16 protein-coding genes are annotated in these 17563 nt (G+C 47.4%); 9 read left to right on the plus strand and 7 right to left on the minus strand.

The window, feature by feature from the left end:
- Positions 1-42: 42 nt before the first annotated feature.
- Positions 43-2367, minus strand: coding sequence for a formate C-acetyltransferase (gene pflB, locus B0187_RS00110; RefSeq protein WP_078235581.1), 2325 nt, complete (start codon positions 2365-2367; stop codon positions 43-45).
- 76 nt (positions 2368-2443) lie between these two features.
- Complete coding sequence (gene focA, locus B0187_RS00115; RefSeq protein ID WP_078235582.1) at positions 2444-3268, minus strand: formate transporter FocA; 825 nt, start codon at positions 3266-3268, stop codon at positions 2444-2446.
- Between the two features lie 172 nt (positions 3269-3440).
- Between focA and B0187_RS00120 the strand changes: the two genes are divergently transcribed.
- A complete protein-coding gene (locus B0187_RS00120) occupies positions 3441-3935 on the plus strand; it encodes a YqaA family protein (protein ID WP_078235583.1) in 495 nt (164 codons plus the stop codon).
- Positions 3936-4371: 436 nt separating this feature from the next.
- Here B0187_RS00120 and fadR read toward each other — a convergent pair whose 3' ends face one another.
- Positions 4372-5112: a fatty acid metabolism transcriptional regulator FadR gene (gene fadR / locus B0187_RS00125; RefSeq protein WP_078235584.1), complete on the minus strand. Its 741-nt coding sequence runs from the start codon at positions 5110-5112 to the stop codon at positions 4372-4374.
- Between the two features lie 170 nt (positions 5113-5282).
- Between fadR and nhaB the strand changes: the two genes are divergently transcribed.
- From nhaB to B0187_RS00150, 5 genes are all read left to right on the plus strand, one after another.
- Positions 5283-6824, plus strand: a complete 1542-nt coding sequence (nhaB, locus tag B0187_RS00130; RefSeq protein ID WP_078235585.1) for a sodium/proton antiporter NhaB — start codon at positions 5283-5285, stop codon at positions 6822-6824.
- A 21-nt stretch (positions 6825-6845) separates the two neighbouring features.
- Positions 6846-7373 carry a disulfide bond formation protein DsbB gene (gene dsbB / locus B0187_RS00135; RefSeq protein ID WP_078235586.1) on the plus strand — a complete coding sequence of 176 codons (528 nt, stop codon included), beginning with the start codon at positions 6846-6848 and terminating at the stop codon, positions 7371-7373.
- A 348-nt stretch (positions 7374-7721) separates the two neighbouring features.
- Positions 7722-8705, plus strand: a complete 984-nt coding sequence (gene manX / locus B0187_RS00140; protein WP_078235587.1) for a PTS mannose transporter subunit IIAB — start codon at positions 7722-7724, stop codon at positions 8703-8705.
- 11 nt (positions 8706-8716) lie between these two features.
- Positions 8717-9517: a PTS mannose/fructose/sorbose transporter subunit IIC gene (locus B0187_RS00145; protein ID WP_078235589.1), complete on the plus strand. Its 801-nt coding sequence runs from the start codon at positions 8717-8719 to the stop codon at positions 9515-9517.
- 16 nt (positions 9518-9533) lie between these two features.
- A complete protein-coding gene (locus B0187_RS00150; protein ID WP_078235592.1) occupies positions 9534-10370 on the plus strand; it encodes a PTS mannose transporter subunit IID in 837 nt (278 codons plus the stop codon).
- A gap of 96 nt (positions 10371-10466) precedes the next feature.
- On the opposite strand, the gene B0187_RS10110 is transcribed toward B0187_RS00150, so the two are convergent.
- Complete coding sequence (locus B0187_RS10110) at positions 10467-10682, minus strand: hypothetical protein (RefSeq protein ID WP_143413732.1); 216 nt, start codon at positions 10680-10682, stop codon at positions 10467-10469.
- Between B0187_RS10110 and B0187_RS00160 the strand changes: the two genes are divergently transcribed.
- The 3 genes from B0187_RS00160 (at position 10676) to mpl (ending at position 14083) form a co-directional block, all read left to right on the plus strand.
- Positions 10676-11158, plus strand: a complete 483-nt coding sequence (locus tag B0187_RS00160; RefSeq protein WP_078235599.1) for a DUF986 family protein — start codon at positions 10676-10678, stop codon at positions 11156-11158. The genes B0187_RS10110 and B0187_RS00160 overlap by 7 nt on opposite strands.
- Complete coding sequence (gene manA / locus B0187_RS00165) at positions 11155-12372, plus strand: mannose-6-phosphate isomerase, class I (protein WP_078235602.1); 1218 nt, start codon at positions 11155-11157, stop codon at positions 12370-12372. The genes B0187_RS00160 and manA overlap by 4 nt, the downstream gene beginning before the upstream one ends.
- 343 nt (positions 12373-12715) lie before the next feature.
- Entirely contained in the window at positions 12716-14083 is a 1368-nt protein-coding gene (mpl, locus tag B0187_RS00170) for a UDP-N-acetylmuramate:L-alanyl-gamma-D-glutamyl-meso-diaminopimelate ligase (protein ID WP_078235605.1), read from the plus strand.
- 49 nt (positions 14084-14132) lie between these two features.
- Here mpl and B0187_RS00175 read toward each other — a convergent pair whose 3' ends face one another.
- From B0187_RS00175 to B0187_RS00185, 3 genes are read right to left on the minus strand one after another with little or no spacing between them, the layout of a single operon-like run.
- Positions 14133-15437 (minus strand): sodium ion-translocating decarboxylase subunit beta, encoded by a 1305-nt coding sequence (locus tag B0187_RS00175; protein ID WP_078235607.1) that lies wholly within the window; start codon positions 15435-15437, stop codon positions 14133-14135.
- A gap of 9 nt (positions 15438-15446) precedes the next feature.
- Positions 15447-17240, minus strand: coding sequence for a sodium-extruding oxaloacetate decarboxylase subunit alpha (gene oadA / locus B0187_RS00180; RefSeq protein WP_078235608.1), 1794 nt, complete (start codon positions 17238-17240; stop codon positions 15447-15449).
- A gap of 19 nt (positions 17241-17259) precedes the next feature.
- Positions 17260-17511, minus strand: coding sequence for an oxaloacetate decarboxylase subunit gamma (locus B0187_RS00185; protein WP_078235610.1), 252 nt, complete (start codon positions 17509-17511; stop codon positions 17260-17262).
- Between the last annotated feature and the right edge of the window lie 52 nt (positions 17512-17563).

A 17563-nucleotide genomic window follows, 5' to 3' on the forward strand; every position in this document is an offset into this window, starting at 1 on the left:
AAATTTCGCAAAATCCTACCGCTTGTTTAAGGCGTTAGCCCATTACATTGCTTGGGTGAATGTACGGGTAATCACGTCTTGTTGCTGCTCTTTGGTGAGCGAGTTGAAACGCACCGCATAGCCTGAAACGCGAATGGTTAATTGTGGATATTTCTCTGGGTTTTCCATTGCGTCTAGCAACATTTCACGGTTCATTACGTTCACGTTTAAGTGTTGACCGCCCTCAACTGTCGCTTCGTGGTGGAAATAGCCGTCCATTAAGCCTGCGAGATTGCGTTTTTGGGCTTCGTAATCTTTCCCTAACGCATTTGGTACGATTGAGAAGGTGTATGAAATACCGTCTTTCGCATAGGCAAATGGTAATTTCGCCACCGAAGTTAATGACGCCACCGCACCTTTTTGGTCGCGACCGTGCATTGGGTTTGCCCCTGGCCCGAATGGCGCGCCTGCACGGCGACCGTCTGGGGTGTTACCTGTTTTCTTACCGTAAACCACGTTTGAAGTGATGGTTAGCACCGATTGGGTCGGGGTTGCGTTGCGGTATGTGCCAAGTTTTTGAATTTTCTTCATAAAACGTTCTACGAGATCGCACGCGATGTCGTCCACACGGTTGTCGTTGTTACCGAATTGCGGATATTCGCCTTCGATCTCAAAGTCCACCGCCACGTTTTTCGCCACGCCAACCACTTCGCCCGCTTTATTTTTGATTTCAATATCGCCACGAATTGGTTTCACTTTCGCATATTTGATCGCAGAAAGTGAGTCTGCCGCCACGGAAAGCCCTGCGATACCACACGCCATTGTGCGGTAAACATCACGGTCGTGCAACGCCATTAACGCCGCTTCATAGGCGTATTTATCGTGCATAAAGTGAATGATGTTGAGGGCAGTAACGTATTGTTTCGCTAACCAATCCATAAAGCCGTCTAAACGGGTCATTACATCATCGTAGTCGAGGTATTCGCTGGTGATTGGGTCAGTTTTCGGCCCAACTTGGTCGCCTGATTTTTCGTCCACACCGCCGTTGATTGCGTATAACAAGGTTTTCGCCAAGTTCGCACGCGCACCGAAGAACTGCATCATTTTACCCACGATCATCGGGCTTACGCAGCACGCAATCGCATAGTCATCGTTGTTGAAATCTGGACGCATTAAGTCGTCATTCTCATACTGTACAGATGAGGTGTCGATTGACACTTTCGCCGCATAACGTTTGAAGTTTTCTGGCAAACTTTCAGACCAAAGAATGGTTAAGTTTGGCTCTGGCGATGGACCCATTGTGTAAAGGGTGTGCAAGATACGGAAACTGTTTTTGGTTACGAGAGTACGTCCGTCCACGCCCATACCTGCAAGGGTTTCGGTCGCCCACATTGGGTCGCCTGAGAAGAGTTGATCGTACTCAGGGGTACGCAAGAAACGCACCATACGCAATTTCATTACGAGGTGGTCGATTAACTCTTGGGCTTCTTTTTCGGTGATTTTGCCTGCTTGTAAATCACGCTCAATATAAATATCAAGGAAGGTAGAAACACGACCGAACGACATTGCCGCCCCGTTTTGTGATTTCACTGCCGCGAGGTAAGCAAAATATGTCCATTGCACCGCTTCTTGGGCGTTGGTGGCTGGGCCTGAAATATCGTAGCCGTAAGACGCCGCCATTTCTTTCATTTTGCCTAAGACACGGTGTTGCTCGGCGATTTCTTCACGCAGTTGGATTGTCGCTTGAATATCTTCGCCACGCTCTAATTTTTCTTGTAAAGAGGCAAATTGTTTTTGCTTATCTTTCATTAAGAAATCCGCACCGTAAAGTGCCATACGGCGGTAGTCGCCGATGATACGACCACGACCATAAGCATCTGGCAAGCCTGTAATTACGCCCGATTTACGGCAGCGTAAAATATCTGGGGTGTAAACGTCAAACACGCCTTGGTTGTGGGTTTTGCGGTATTCGGTAAAGATTTGTTCCACTTCTGGTTTCAATTCACGGCGATAAACTTGGCAAGAGCCTTTCACCATATTGATCCCACCGAACGGCATAATCGCACGTTTAAGTGGGGCATCGGTTTGTAAACCCACGATTTTTTCTAAATCTTTGTTGATGTAACCAGGTTTGTGAGAGGTAATGGTTGATGGCGTGTCGCAATCAATATCGTACGGCTCGTGGGTTTTGTTTTCCACTTTGATTTTTTCCATTACATCGTTCCAAAGCGTGGTGGTGGCTTCGGTTGCTTCTGCAAGGAAAGATTCATCGCCCTCGTAAGGGGTGTAGTTCTTTTGAATAAAATCACGCACGTTTACTTCGGTTTGCCAATCACCGCCAGTAAAGCCTGCCCACGCTTGTTGTTGAGCGTCTGTTAATTGAGTCATTGTTTCGTCCTCACGAATAAAAGAAAAGTAAAGAGAGTAAGCGGTAAGATTTTAGGAAAATCTGACCGCTTGTGAATTAGTGTTTACGCAGGTGCAACACCCATTGCACCATACCGATAAATAACGCCCCACCCACGATATTACCGAGCGTGGCTGGAATTAAATTTTTCATCACAAAATTTGCCATTGTCAGATCGGCAAATTGTGCTGGTTCGACACCGATTGCCGTCCAAAATTCCGCCCCTGCAAAGGTTTGGATCACAATCCCCATTGGGATCATAAACATATTCGCCACACAGTGTTCAAAACCTGCAGACACGAACATTGCAATCGGCAAAATCATAATAAAAGCCTTATCAATCAAGCTCTTACCTGCATACGCCATCCACACCGCAATGCAGACCATAATGTTGCAGAAAATCCCGAGGGTAAAGGTTTCCGACCAAGAATGGTGCAGTTTATATTGAGCCGTATTGAGGATCACCTGTCCCCACTGCCCTTTCGCCGCCATAATCTCACCGCTAAACCAAACCAGAGCCACAATCACACTCGCCCCGATAAAATTCCCAGCGTACACCGCCAGCCAATTTTTCAGCACCTGAGTCCAAGTAATCCGCTTGCTGGCTTTGGCTATCACGGTTAAGGTGGAAGAAGTAAAAAGTTCCGCTCCGAACACCACGCACATAATAATGCCGAGCGAGAACACCGTGCCGCCAATTAACTTCGCCACGCCCCACGGCAATTCACTCGCCCCCACTTGGGTGGTCGCATAAAACACAAACGCAATCGAAATATAAGCCCCTGCGGTAATCGCAGACAGAAAAGAGTAAAATTGATTTTTAGTGGCTTTATAAACCGCCCCATCTTCGGCGATTTTTGCCATTTCAGCCGGTGAATACATAAACTAAATTTGAAAAATTATATAAATTGTTGAGAATTATAGACCCGTTGGCATAATACGCAAAAGCAAAATCACGCTAAAATTGAGGTAGATCAATAATCATTTTTGATATACATCAAATTTAGCATTGATGAAAAAATTACCGATCAACCACTTAACAACTTGATAACAAATGACCGAATACTTGACCTCTTTTCTCAGCCTTTTTATTTCCGAACAGAGCCAACTGCTCACAATGTTTTTCAGTGCTTTTTTAAGTGCTACCCTATTGCCCGCCAGTTCCGAAGTGATCTTCACGGCAATCGCCTCAAAACATATTTTGGCGGAACGCAGTTTCTTTTCCGTGCCATTACTCAACTTGCTGACAGTGGCAACGGTCGGCAACAGCTTAGGCAGCCTCGTTACCTATTTTATGGGGAAATTATTACCCAAACCGATTGACCCCAAATCCCCCTACGCCAAATGGGCATTAGAAAAAAGCGAACAATACGGGGCGGTAATGTTGCTATTGAGCTGGCTACCGCTTGTCGGGGATCTACTCTGCGGCATCGCAGGCTGGCTACGCTTTAATTTTTGGCAAGTTACCCTGTTTATTGTGGTGGGAAAATTGGCGAGGTATTTAGTGCTACTCGGGGCGGTTTATCCTACGGTGAAATTCTTGTTATAAAGAATAGGGATTTGCAAGGGGTGGGATTTTGGGGAAATTTTCCCTCTCCCTGATTTTTCTTCTAAACGAAGAAAAATCTGTCCCTCTCCCATAAATGGGAGAGGGTTAGAATATTGAGCAAAAACAAAAACTCTCTCCCACTTGTGGGAGAGAGACAGCGAAAAAATTGCGTAAAGCAATTTTTCGCAGAGAGAGGGCACCCCCCGTCATTTTGCGTTGAGCGGTTTCGTCAATTTCAAGGTCAATTTGTACTGTTTGAGCCTACGCAGTAGGCGAGTTTACAAATTGACCGCAGAAATTAGAAACAAGCGAAACATCAGCAAAATGCTCGGGGCGTGTTTCTTTGGTTACTTTCTTTGCACGAGCAAAGAAAGTAAGAATTTCAAACAAGGGGTAGGATTTTTGAAAATTTCTCAGGTAATAAATTAGGCAAAGACTATGAGATCTTATCAAAACTCGCCGTGGTGGAATCTTGTAGGATCTTCGTCCACATTTCACTGCTTTTTTGGCGGTTTTTTGCCATACATTCGCTGGCTTGTTCTGCACTGCCGTTTTCGCAGGCGGTTTTTAGGGCTTGGTAAAAGGCGAAAGTTTCTTGGCGGGCTTGTTCGTTGGAAAAGAAGAGACAAGCGGTCTGTTTATACAATGTTTTGAAGCTGTTTAAAATTAAGCCGTACACGGGTTTATTTGCCACAAAGGTAAAGCGGCGGAACAGTTCGTAGTCAAATTTGGCGTAATCTTCGGCGGTGTTTTGCAACTGATCTAGCCCTGCAAAAAGTGCTAAACAGGCAGTGGCATCTAGCCCTACGGCTTTTGGCACATAATATTCCGCCATTCGGGTTCTGAGGGAAACCACATTATCAATGATCATCGGCACATAGCTTGGATCGAGCTTGATTAAGGTGGTAATGAAATTCGGGCCTGCGGTTTCCCAAATGTTATTCACGCGGGTGGGCTTGCCGTGTTGAATGGTTAGCCAGCCGTCTCGGGCGAGGCGTTGCAACACTTCACGCAGGGTGGTGCGGGTTACGCCGATTTTGTCGGCGAGTTCACGTTCAGCAGGCAAATCCGTTCCCGCAGGGTAAAGCTGGTTCCAAATGCTTTTTACAATATATTCTTCGGCAAGTGCCGCTGGGCTTTGGGCTTTTAAAAGATTTGATTTGTCGCTGCTACTCATCTTGTTGCTCTTGATTAAAACGTGGCACAAAAATGTGCAAAATAGTGAAAAAAATCGCCGAATTTTATCCAGAATCAAAAAATCCGCTTTTGTTATGTAAATTGCATTATCGGCTAATCTAAACTAGATTACAATCAATTTACTTATTTCTTCGTGTATTCACTTTGATTATGGACGGTTTTAATACGATCTTTAAGAATTTCCTCGGCAATTCGCCCGAATGGTACAAACTTTGCATTATCGCCTTTCTGATTATCAATCCGTTGATCTACTTTTTTATTAGCCCTTTTATCGCTGGCTGGGTGTTGGTGGCGGAATTTATTTTTACCCTTGCAATGGCACTCAAATGTTACCCCTTGCAAGCGGGGGGATTACTCACTATTGAGGCGGTCGTGATTGGAATGACCACCCCGAGCCATATCAAACACGAAATTGTATCCAATTTTGATGTGATTTTGCTGCTGATGTTTATGGTGGCGGGCATTTACTTTATGAAACAGTTGCTACTCTACATTTTTACCAAGCTGTTAATTAGTATCCATTCCAAAAAAATGCTTTCGTTGGCGTTCTGTTTGAGTTCCGCTTTTCTTTCCGCTTTCCTTGATGCTTTAACGGTGATCGCCGTGATTATCAGCGTAGGGACGGGCTTTTATGGGGTTTATCACAAAGTGGCTTCGGGCAATAGTTTTGAAGATTCCACCGACATCAGCAACGATGAAAAAATCACCAACAAAAAAGCCATTTTGGAACAATTTCGTGGCTTTTTGCGTAGCCTGTTAATGCACGCAGGGGTGGGCAGTGCCTTGGGTGGCGTGATGACCCAAGTGGGCGAACCGCAAAATCTGATCATAGCAGGGCAAGCGAGCTGGGGATTTGGCGAATTTTTACTGCGAGTCGCCCCAATTTCAATCCCTACCCTTATTTTTGGGGTTCTAACCTGCTACTTGCTCGAAAAATATAAATTATTCGGCTACGGCGACCGCCTGCCTCGCCAAGTTTGGGTGGTGTTGGCTCGTTATAATCAAATGAAAGAGCAAAAAATGACGAAATCCGACCGCTTGAAACTGGCGGTGCAAGCCCTCGCTGGGGTTTGGCTAGTGATTGCCCTCGCCTTACACCTTGCGGACGTGGGGCTAATCGGCTTAACCGTGATTATTCTCTGCACCGCCTTATGCGGCATTACCGATGAACACGCCCTCGGCAGAGCGTTCCAAGAATCCTTGCCATTTACCGCCGTGTTAATCGTGTTTTTCTCGATTGTGGCGGTGATCATCGACCTCAAACTGTTTGAACCTTTGATCCGAATGGTATTAAGTGCCGAACCCAACGCCCAACTGAGCTTGTTCTACATTTTCAACGGCATTTTGTCGATGATTTCCGACAACGTTTTCGTTGGCACAGTTTACATTAACGAAGCGAAAAATGCCCTCACCGCAGGCATTATCAGCCGTGAGCAATTTGACCTACTCGCCGTAGCGATTAACGTGGGAACGAACTTACCGTCCGTTGCCACCCCGAACGGACAAGCGGCATTCTTATTCTTGCTCACTTCATCATTCGCCCCCTTAATTCGTCTTTCTTATGGTAAAATGGTGCTGATGGCGTTACCTTACACTATCGTACTCTCTACGGTGGGCTTCCTAACGCTGGAATTTGTGTTGCCACCTCTCACCAAATTGATGACGGAATGGGGTTGGTTGATCACTCGCTAACCCATTCAAAAAGGAACAATTATGTTTAGTTTTTTCAAAAATTTATCGATTAACCGCTCAGGCTGGTTCTTGCTCACATTCAGTGCGGTCGCCCTCGAAGCCACTGCCCTCTACTTCCAACACGGAATGGGGCTAAACCCTTGCGTAATGTGCATTTATGAACGCTTAGCGTTACTTGCCATTCTTGCCGCAGGCGTAATCGGCTTAATCGCACCACGTTTTCTGATCGTCCGCTTGGTCGCCCTCGCCTTAGGCTTATACGGTGCGATCAAAGGCTTGATCTATGCGATTCAACACAACCAATATCAAGTAAACCCACAACCGTGGAACCAATGCCCCTTCTCGCCCCAATTCCCCGAAACCCTACCGCTTAACAAATGGTTTCCAAACCTCTTTGAAGCCACGGGATTATGCAGCGAAAACGTCTGGTCGCTCTGGGGCTTATCAATGGCACAATGGCTGATCGTGATTTTCGCGGTTTACACCCTTGTGTTGGTGCTTGTTCTATTAAGCCAATTTAAAACCACATCTAAACGTATCTTTTCTTAAACCTTAATTTACAAACGGTCAGTTAAAATTAAAAACTTGACCGTTTTTTCTTTCCAATTATTTCTCTCCCTTTAATAACTACTTTTTTTCTTGAATTATTTATTTTTAACAGATTATTTACAATTAAATAGCATCAAATAAAGTATGGTTGATAGTAAATTTACGAGAAAAACAAAATAAAAACGCAAACGATTGGCGAAGAAATAGGCGTATGAAAATGCAAAATGCGATCAAGATCACACTTTTGTGTAAAGTTGGTTGAGAAAGGTAAAGAAAGGCATAAAATTCGCTCCGCATTTTTATTTTTTAAATAAATAAAGTTTTTAATATCACTATGAGGATGCAACTATGAGTATTGCTATTATTATAGCGACCCACGGTGTTGCGGCAGAGCAACTTCTCAAAACTACTGAGATGTTAATCGGCGAGCAGTCGGATGTGGCGTACATCGACTTTGTGCCGGGCGAAAATGCTGAAACCATTATGGGGAAATATCAGGCTAAATTGGCGAACGAGCTTGCTCATTGCGAGCAAGTGCTATTTTTAGTGGATACTTGGGGCGGTAGTCCGTTTAATGCGGCGAACCGTGTTGCCGAGGGCAAAGACAATATGGACATCGTTACGGGCGTGAACGTGCCGATGTTGGTCGAAACCTTTATGGCGAGAGATGATAATCCGTCTTTGAGCGAGTTAGTTGAAATCGCCTTAGAAACGGGGCGTGGCGGGGTGCGTGCTTTGAAATATCAAGAGAAAGAAGAAGCGGCTGCACCTGCTGCTCAACCGCAAGCCCCAGCTCAACCTGCCCAACCAGCGAAAGTGGAAGCGAACGGCGTAGGGCATTTGGAAATTGGTTTGGCTCGAATTGATGACCGCTTGATCCACGGTCAAGTGGCAACTCGCTGGACGAAAGAGAGCCGCGTGAGCCGTATCGTGGTGGTGAATGATGATGTGGCGAAAGATAGCGTCCGTTCCACAATGCTGAAAAGCGTTGCACCACCAGGGGTTACCGCTCACGTTGTTGATGTGGAAAAGATGATCCGCGTTTATAACAACCCAGAATATGCCGGCGAGCGTATGATGTTGCTCTTTACTAACCCGACCGATGTGGTGCGTTTGTCTGATGCAGGCGTGAACTTTAAATCGATCAATATCGGCGGAATGGCGTATAAAGACGGTAAGAAAATGATTACCTCAGCGGTTTCCGTTGATGAGAAAGATATTACCGCATTCAAAGCCCTTGATGCGAAAGGCATTGAGTTGGATGTGCGTAAAGTGTCGAACGATGCCCGTCAATATATGATGGACTTGTTAAAGAAAAATAACCTCGTTTAAAGGAAAAAATTATGGAAATTTCATCAATTCAAATTCTATTGGTGTTCCTCGTTGCCTGTATTTCAGGTATGGGATCAATTCTTGACGAATGGCAAACCCACCGTCCGTTAATTGCGTGTACCTTGATCGGCTTAGTGTTAGGCGATATCAAAACGGGCATTATCGTGGGCGGTTCATTGGAATTATTGGCGTTAGGTTGGATGAACATCGGTGCGGCACTCGCCCCTGATGCGGCGTTAGCCTCAGTAGTTTCAACCATTCTCGTGATCGTGGGCGGTCAAGATATTCCAACGGCGATTGCCCTTGCGATTCCACTCGCAGCCGCAGGTCAAGTTTTAACCTATGTGGTGCGTGCGATTACCGTCGGTTTCCAACACGCCGCAGATAAAGTGATCGAAACAGGCGATTTAAACAAACTCGACTGGATTCACCGTGGGGCGTTATTGTTACAAGCGATGCGTATTGCAATCCCAGCCCTTATCGTGGCATTAACCGCAGGCACAGACAGCGTTCAAGCGATGTTACAAGCGATCCCAGCCGTTGTTACAACAGGGCTTAAAATCGCAGGGGGCTTTATCGCCGTGGTGGGTTACGCAATGGTAATCAATATGATGCGTGCAGGGCATTTAATGCCATTCTTCTACGCAGGTTTCGTGGTGGCAGGTTTCACCAACTTTAACCTTGTGGCACTCGGTGTGTTAGGCACAATTACCGCGATTATCTATATCCAACTTCACCCGAAATACAACAAAAGCCAACAAGTTGTACAAGTGGTAAACAACGACAACAACCTCGACAACCGTTTAGACTAATTTAGAGGACATCAAAATGACAACAGAACTCAAAAAAGTAACTCAATCAGATCTGAACGCCGTGGTTCGCCGTTCAAATCTCTTCCAAGGATCGTGGAACTTTGAGCGTATGCAAGCCTTAGGTTTTGCTTACTCAATGGTGCCTGTCATCAAACGCCTCTACCCAGATCCAAACTCACAAGAGCGTAAAGATGCGATCAAACGCCACCTTGAATTCTTCAACACCCAACCGTTCGTCGCCGCCCCCGTGCTTGGCGTAACCATTGCAATGGAAGAAGAACGTGCTAACGGTAAAGACATTGACGATGCAGCGATCAACGGGATCAAAGTCGGCTTAATGGGGCCATTAGCAGGGGTGGGCGACCCAATCTACTGGGGAACCGCACGCCCAGTATTCGCCGCTCTCGGTGCAGGGATCGCCTTACAAGGTAGCATTTTAGGTCCACTATTATTCTTCGTATTATTTAACCTCGTGCGTTTAGCCACTCGTTACTTCGGCGTAACCTACGGCTACAAAAAAGGCTTAGACGTAGTACACGATATGAGCGGCGGTTTGTTACAAAAACTGACCGAAGGGGCTTCAATCCTTGGCTTGTTTATTATGGGGGCGTTAGTCCAAAAATGGACGAGCATTAACGTACCGCTTGTGCTTTCCACCATCACCAAACAAGACGGCACAACGGAAGTTACCACCGTGCAAGGCATTTTAGACAGCCTAATGCCAGGCTTACTACCGTTACTCTTAACCTTCCTCTGTATGTGGTTATTGCGTAACCGTGTAAACGCCCTCTGGATCATCTTAGGCTTCTTCGTCCTCGGCATCTTCGGTGCGTGGACGGGAATCCTTGCGTAATCCAAATTAGAAATTTACGAAAAACTGACCGCTTGTTTGCAAAAGCAAGCGGTTTTTTTCAAGATTTTTTTATACAATGTGTTCGATTATCCCCCATCATTTTGCGTTGAGCGGTTTCGTGAATTTCAAGGTCAATTTGTACTGTTTGAGCCAGCTTGCTGGCGAGTTTACAAATTGACCGCCGAAATTAGAAACAAGCGAAACAATAGCAAAATGTCTGGGTCGCCTTTCTTTTGCTACTTTTCTTTGGCGAAGCAAAGAAAAGTAGGGAACGCAAGCGGTCTTTTTCTTGGTAAAAATCACAAATGACAAACACTATCCTCATCCTCGGCATTATTCTTTTCCTCGCCTACGCGGTTTATGATCAGGTTTTGATGAACCGCCTCAATGGCAAAACGCAACTCGCCATTCCCCTCAAAAAACAAGCCACCACCGACACTTGGGTAATGGTTGGCTTAATCGTGCTAACCATTTTCTACGGCGTGCAAAACGGGATTGAACCGCTGACGCTCTATCTGCTGGCGGTGTGCGTGCTGTTATGCCTTTACGCGACTTTTTGGCGGTCGCCGCGTTTATTGTTGAAAGAAAAAGGCTTTTTCTTCGGTAATGTCTATTTTGATTATCAAAAAATCCAACAAATCAACCTCGCCGAGGGGCAGATTATCGTGATCGATCTGAAAAACGGTCGCCGTTTGTTGGTTCGGATTGAGCAAGCCAGCGACGTGGAAAAAGTGGTAAACTTCTTTGGTGGCTACAAAGCGGATAGTAAAAAAGGGGAGCAACAATGATTTTTAAACTGAAAGGACAATTCCAACACTACGATTGGGGCGGACAAAATTTTATTCCAAATTGGCTGAAATTGGCGGAAGCGGAAAACCGCCCTTACGCTGAATATTGGCTCGGCTCGCACCGTTCCGCCCCCTCGCTGATTGAGGTTGAGGGCAAATGGTTGCCGTTGGATCAAGTGATCGACACAGCTCCCGAATTGCTGGGCGAGGAAAGCCGTGAGCAATTTGGCGATGAACTGCCTTACCTGTTGAAAATTTTAGACGTAAAGCAACCGCTTTCCATTCAACTGCACCCGACCAAAAGCGAGGCGGAACACGGTTTTGAGCGAGAAAATCAAGCGGGCATCGCCCTCAACGCCCCTAATCGCACCTACAAAGATCGCAATCATAAACCCGAAATGATGATTGCCCTCTCGGATTTTTGGCTGTTGCACGGTTTTAAATCGGTGGCGGATATGCAAGCGAGCCTTAACGTTCATTCTTCGTTACAGCCCATCGCCAAAGCCCTTGCGGATAAAGGCTTACCGACCGTTTATGCGGAAATTATGCAGGCGGATCAACGTCAGCTCGCCGAATGGCTGTTGCCCGTGATTGAGGCAAAACAGGCGGATTTTGCGGCGGATAAACTCAAATTAGACGACCCCGATTATTGGGTGCTTTACACCCTCAACGCAATGCAAATTCCCCTTGAAAAACTGGACGCAGGTTTGCTCTGTTTCTACCTTTTCAACATCGTCCAGCTCAAAAAAGGCGAGGGCATTTATCAAGGGGCGGGCTTGCCGCACGCCTATTTGCGAGGGCAGAACATTGAGTTAATGGCGGCGTCGGATAACGTGATCCGCGGCGGATTGACCCCCAAATATGTGGATATTCCCGCCCTGTTGCACACCATTGATTACCGTGCGGTCGTGCCGAAAATTATCCCTGCCTACGAAAAAGATCAGGACGAAAGCGAAGAGGCGATCTACCTCTACCCAACCCCCGAAGCGAAAGATTTCGCCCTGCAACGCCTTGATTTTAAACCTTTCGATGAAGAAACCTTTACCACCACCAGTGCCTCAATTTTATTGGTAATGTCGGGTAGTCTTTACCTCGACCTCGGCACGGATTCGATTCATCTCAAACAGGGCGAATCGGTGTTTATCGGGGCGGAAAGCAAAGTCGATTTTATCGGCGAAACGGACGGCTACGCCGTGATAGCCACCTTGCCGTAAAAGGGCAGGAACGGGATTGCAAGGGGACGGATTTCGTGAAATTTCGCCAAATCTAATCCCTTGCTGGATTAAATCCCCCGTCATTTTGCGTTGAGCGGTTTCGTGAATTTCAAGGTCAATTTGTACTGTTTGAGCCTACGCAGTAGGCGAGTTTACAAATTGACCGCAGAAATTAGAAACAAGCGAAACATCAGCAAAATGCTCGGGGGCGTGTTTCTTTGGTTACTTTCTTTGCACGAGCAAAGAAAGTAACAACCTCAAACAAGGGGTAAGATTTTTTGAAATTTTCGTAAACCGCAGAAAACGATTATAATGCCCCGCAATTTTTCACTAAGGCAAATTTATGAAACAAAAACACATTCACATTCTTGGCATTTGTGGCACTTTTATGGGCGGTGTGGCGATGATCGCCCGTGAGCTTGGCCACAAAGTAACAGGCTCGGATACCAACGTTTATCCGCCGATGAGTACCTTTTTAGAAACCCACGGGATTGAAATTATCCCTAATTACGATGTGGCACAATTACAGCCTGCCCCTGATTTGGTGGTAATCGGCAATGCAATGAGCCGCGGCAATCCTTGCGTGGAATATGTGCTGAACAACCAACTCAATTACACCTCGGGGCCGCAATGGTTGCACGATCATCTACTCAAAGATCGCTGGGTGCTGGCGGTGTCTGGCACGCACGGCAAAACCACCACCACAGGAATGTTGGCGTGGATTTTGGATCAAAATGGGATCGACACAGGCTTTTTGATCGGCGGTGTAGCTGGCAATTTCGGCATTTCGGCACGAGCAGGATCAAGCAAATTCTTTGCGATTGAGGCGGACGAATACGACTCAGCCTTCTTCGATAAACGCTCAAAATTCGTCCATTACAACCCGAAAACCCTCATTATCAACAACATTGATTTTGACCACGCCGATATTTTTGACGATCTCAAAGCGATCCAACGCCAATTCCACCATTTAGTGCGAACTATTCCGCAAAATGGCTGCATTTTATCGGCAAAAGCCGACCAGAACGTGCAAGATACCCTCAACTTAGGCACATATAGCGAATTGCAATTTATCGGTAAAGAAAATGAATGGCACGCCGAACCGATCTCGGCGGATTGTTCCCATTTCGCCGTGTTCCACCAGCAACAAAAAATGGGCGAAGTGAAATGGAATTTGGTCGGCAACCACAATATGCACAACGGCTTAATGGCGATTGCCGCAGCCCACCACGCTGGGGTAGAAGTGGCAGGGGCGTGCCAAGCGTTGAACAGCTTTATCAACGCCAACCGCCGTTTGGAAGTGAAAGGGGAAGTGAATGGCGTAACCGTTTACGATGATTTCGCCCACCACCCAACTGCCATTTCCGCCACGATTGACGCACTTCGTGGCAAGATCGGCACAAATCAACGCATTTTAGCCGTGTTAGAACCTCGCTCAAACACAATGAAAATGGGCGTCCATAAAGACGAAATCGCCCCGTCCCTCGCCGATGCGGATCAGGTTTTCGTCTATCAACCCGACACCATTCCGTGGAACGTCAGCGTGATCACCGATGCTCTTTCCCAACCTGCAAAATGGTCGGCAAATCTAGACGAATTGGTCGATCTCGTGGTCGCCGAAGCCAAACCTACGGATCATATCCTCGTAATGTCAAACGGGGCGTTTGGTGGCATTCACGGGAAATTGTTGGCGAAATTGGCGGATATTTAACTGTGTACATTGAGAAAGGTAAAAGGGGAGTATTACTCCCCTTTTTTGATTACATCATCGCCGAGATGTATTTGAGCATTACCCCCGCTGCAATCGCTGATCCAATCACGCCAGCCACGTTCGGGCCCATTGCGTGCATTAGTAGGAAGTTTTGATGATCTGCCTCTAAGCCGACTTTGTTGGAAACCCTTGCAGCCATTGGCACGGCGGAAACACCTGCCGAGCCGATCAGTGGGTTGATTTTGTGGTGGCTGAATTTATTCATCAATTTCGCCATTAACACACCGCTTGCGGTACCGATCCCAAAGGCGATAATGCCGAGTAGCAGAATGCCTAGGGTTTGCGGTTGTAGGAATTTATCGGCGACCAGTTTTGCCCCGACCGATAAGCCGAGGAAGATGGTAACGATGTTGATTAACGCATTTTGGGCGGTGTCGTTTAAGCGTTCCACCACGCCACTCACTCGCATTAGGTTGCCGAGGCAGAACATTCCGAGCAGTGGGGCGGCGTCTGGCAGTAGCAACGCCACCAGTAACAGTAAGATTATCGGGAATAGGATTTTCTCACGGTTGCTGACATTGCGAAGTTGTACCATTCGGATTTTGCGTTCTTGCTCGGTGGTGAGGGCTTTCATAATCGGCGGTTGGATTAACGGCACTAACGCCATATAGGAATAGGCAGCGACCGCAATCGCCCCGAGCAATTCTGGGGCGAGTTTGCTGGCGAGGTAAATGGCGGTTGGCCCGTCCGCCCCGCCGATAATTCCAATCGCTGCTGCTTGTGGTAGGGTAAAGTCGATAATGCCTAACGCATTTAAGCCCAACGCCCCGAGTACGGTGGCGAAAATGCCAAATTGTGCCGCAGCCCCGAGCAACAGGGTGCGAGGGTTGGCGAGTAGCGGCCCGAAATCGGTCATCGCCCCCACGCCCATAAAGATAATGAGCGGTGCAACGCCGTAGCCGATAGCGATTTTATAGAACAACGCCAATACGCCAGCGGTGTAGCCCATATCGCCTGCGATTGCCTCTAATTCATTGAGGGTCGAAGGCAGGGCGGTGTTGAGGGCGGTTTTCATCGCAGTAGGATCGGCGATCACGCCGAGTTTATGAGCGACCACCGCAAGCTGTTCGGGCGTGCCACTATGTAGCAGATTATCTAACGCCGTCATCGCCAAACCTGCCTCGGGAATGTTAGAAAGCAAGCCCCCAAAACCAATCGGCAACAGCAACAACGGTTCAAATTTGCGAGCAATGGCAAGCCAGAGCAACAGCAGGCTAACGAGTAACATCACCGCTTGCCCCAGTTGCAGGTGCATTATCCCCATTCCTTGAATGAGTGCATAAATTCCGTCCATTTCAGCCCCTTATGCGAGATTGAGCAAGGTGTCGCCCACGGCAACCACATCGCCCTGTTTCACGTTAATGCCTTGCACCACGCCCGCTTGGGCGGCACAAATTTGGGTTTCCATTTTCATTGCTTCCAAAATCAGCAACACATCGCCCTCAGCCACTTTTTGCCCCTCGCTTACCAACACTTTGAGAATGTTACCTGCCATTGGGGCGGTAACTGGGGTGGCGTTGGCGGAATTTTGAGGGGAACTCACTGCTTGCAGGGCAGCAGGCGTGGCTGGGGTGATTTGGCTAATGTCGCCTCCCTCGCTCACTTTCACCACAAAGGCTTTGCCCTCTAATTCCACCGTGTAAACCGCAGGTTCATTGTTGGCTTTCGGGTTGCAAGGGGTAGGATTTGGCGAAATTTTCGCCCCCGTTGGGGCTGGCTCAAAGGCGGCAGAGTTGCCACGATTTTCAAGGAATTTCCAACCAACTTGTTGGAATAACGCCACGATCAACACATCGTCCACCGCATTTTCTGCCAGCGTAATCCCTTTTTGTTGGGCTTGGGCTTTCACTTCGGCGGTTAATTTATCCATTTCTGGGGCGAGATGATCCGCTGGGCGATCCGTAATCGGCGAAGCCCCCTCTAACACACGCTGTTGCAATTCGGCATTGACTGGGGCTGGGGTGCGACCATATTCCCCTTTCAAAATGCCTGCGGCTTCTTTGGCAATGGTTTTATAGCGTTCGCCGGTTAAAACGTTGATCACCGCTTGCGTACCCACGATTTGCGAGGTTGGGGTAACGAGCGGAATATAGCCCAAATCTTGGCGGACTTTCGGAATTTCTTGCAACACGAGATCGAGTTTATCAGACGCATTTTGCTGTTTGAGTTGGCTTTCGAGGTTGGTCAGCATTCCGCCTGGCACTTGGGCGACTAAAATTCGGCTATCCACGCCACGCAACTGCCCCTCAAATTCCGCATATTTTTTACGCACATCGCGGAAGTAGGCGGAAATTTTTTCAAGGCGAGGAATATCCAAGCCCGTATCAAACGGCGTGCCTTGCAAGGTGGCGACCAGCGATTCGGTGGCAGGGTGTCCGTAAGTGCCGCTCATTGACGAAATCGAGGTGTCGATGCCGTCCACCCCTGCTTCAATCGCTTTCAGCAACGCCATTTCCGCCATACCCGTGGTGGAATGGCAATGTAAATGCAACTGGACGTTGTAGCGTCTTTTGATTTCGCTGACTAACTGATACGCCGCCAACGGGGTAAGAATGCCCGACATATCTTTGATCACGAGGGAATCCACCCCGATTTCGAGCAACTGTTCCGTTACGTCCAACCAAGTTTCTAACGTATGCACAGGGCTGGTGGTGTAGCTCAACGTGCCTTGGGCGTGTCCGCCCTGTTTTCGCACCGCTTGCAGTGCCTGTTTCATATTGCGAGGGTCGTTCATCGCGTCAAACACACGGAACACGCTCATCCCGTTGCTCACCGCTCGTTCCACAAAACGATCGACCACATCATCGGCATAATGGCGATAGCCGAGCAAATTTTGCCCTCGCAACAACATTTGTAGCGGGGTGTTTGGAATGGCTTTTTTCAACTCACGCAGGCGAACCCACGGATCTTCGCCCAAAAAGCGGATACAAGCATCGAACGTTGCCCCGCCCCACGCCTCTAACGACCAATAGCCGATTTGGTCGAGTTCGGCGGCAATCGGCAACATATCATCAAGACGTAAGCGAGTGGCAAACAAGGATTGGTGGGCATCTCTTAGCACCACATCGGTAACGGCAATTTTTTTCGTTTGGTTCATTTTGATTTCCTTTTTGAAATTAGCGATTCTGTTGGCGTCGATGATGTGCAATGGCAGCCACAATCACAGGGCGTAGGCGTTCCAAATCATCATTGCAAGGGGTAAGATTTTTTGAAATTTCGGCAGGTGTACTCGGTTCAGGGAAGAAACGGTTAATCAAGCGAGAGCTGCCGCTGATCGCAAAAATCAGCACAAACAAAAAGCTCATCACAAAGCCCATTCCCACCAGCATTAAATTCACGCCTTCCATAAAAAGTGCAGTGCTATCCATAATCATTCCTCAAAAATTAAACTTTTGAAAAGATAGTCAGTTTTTTAGGGAA

The sequence above is a fragment of the Haemophilus paracuniculus genome, from assembly GCF_002015115.1.
In the GTDB taxonomy this organism is placed as follows: Bacteria; Pseudomonadota; Gammaproteobacteria; order Enterobacterales; family Pasteurellaceae; genus Haemophilus_E; species Haemophilus_E paracuniculus.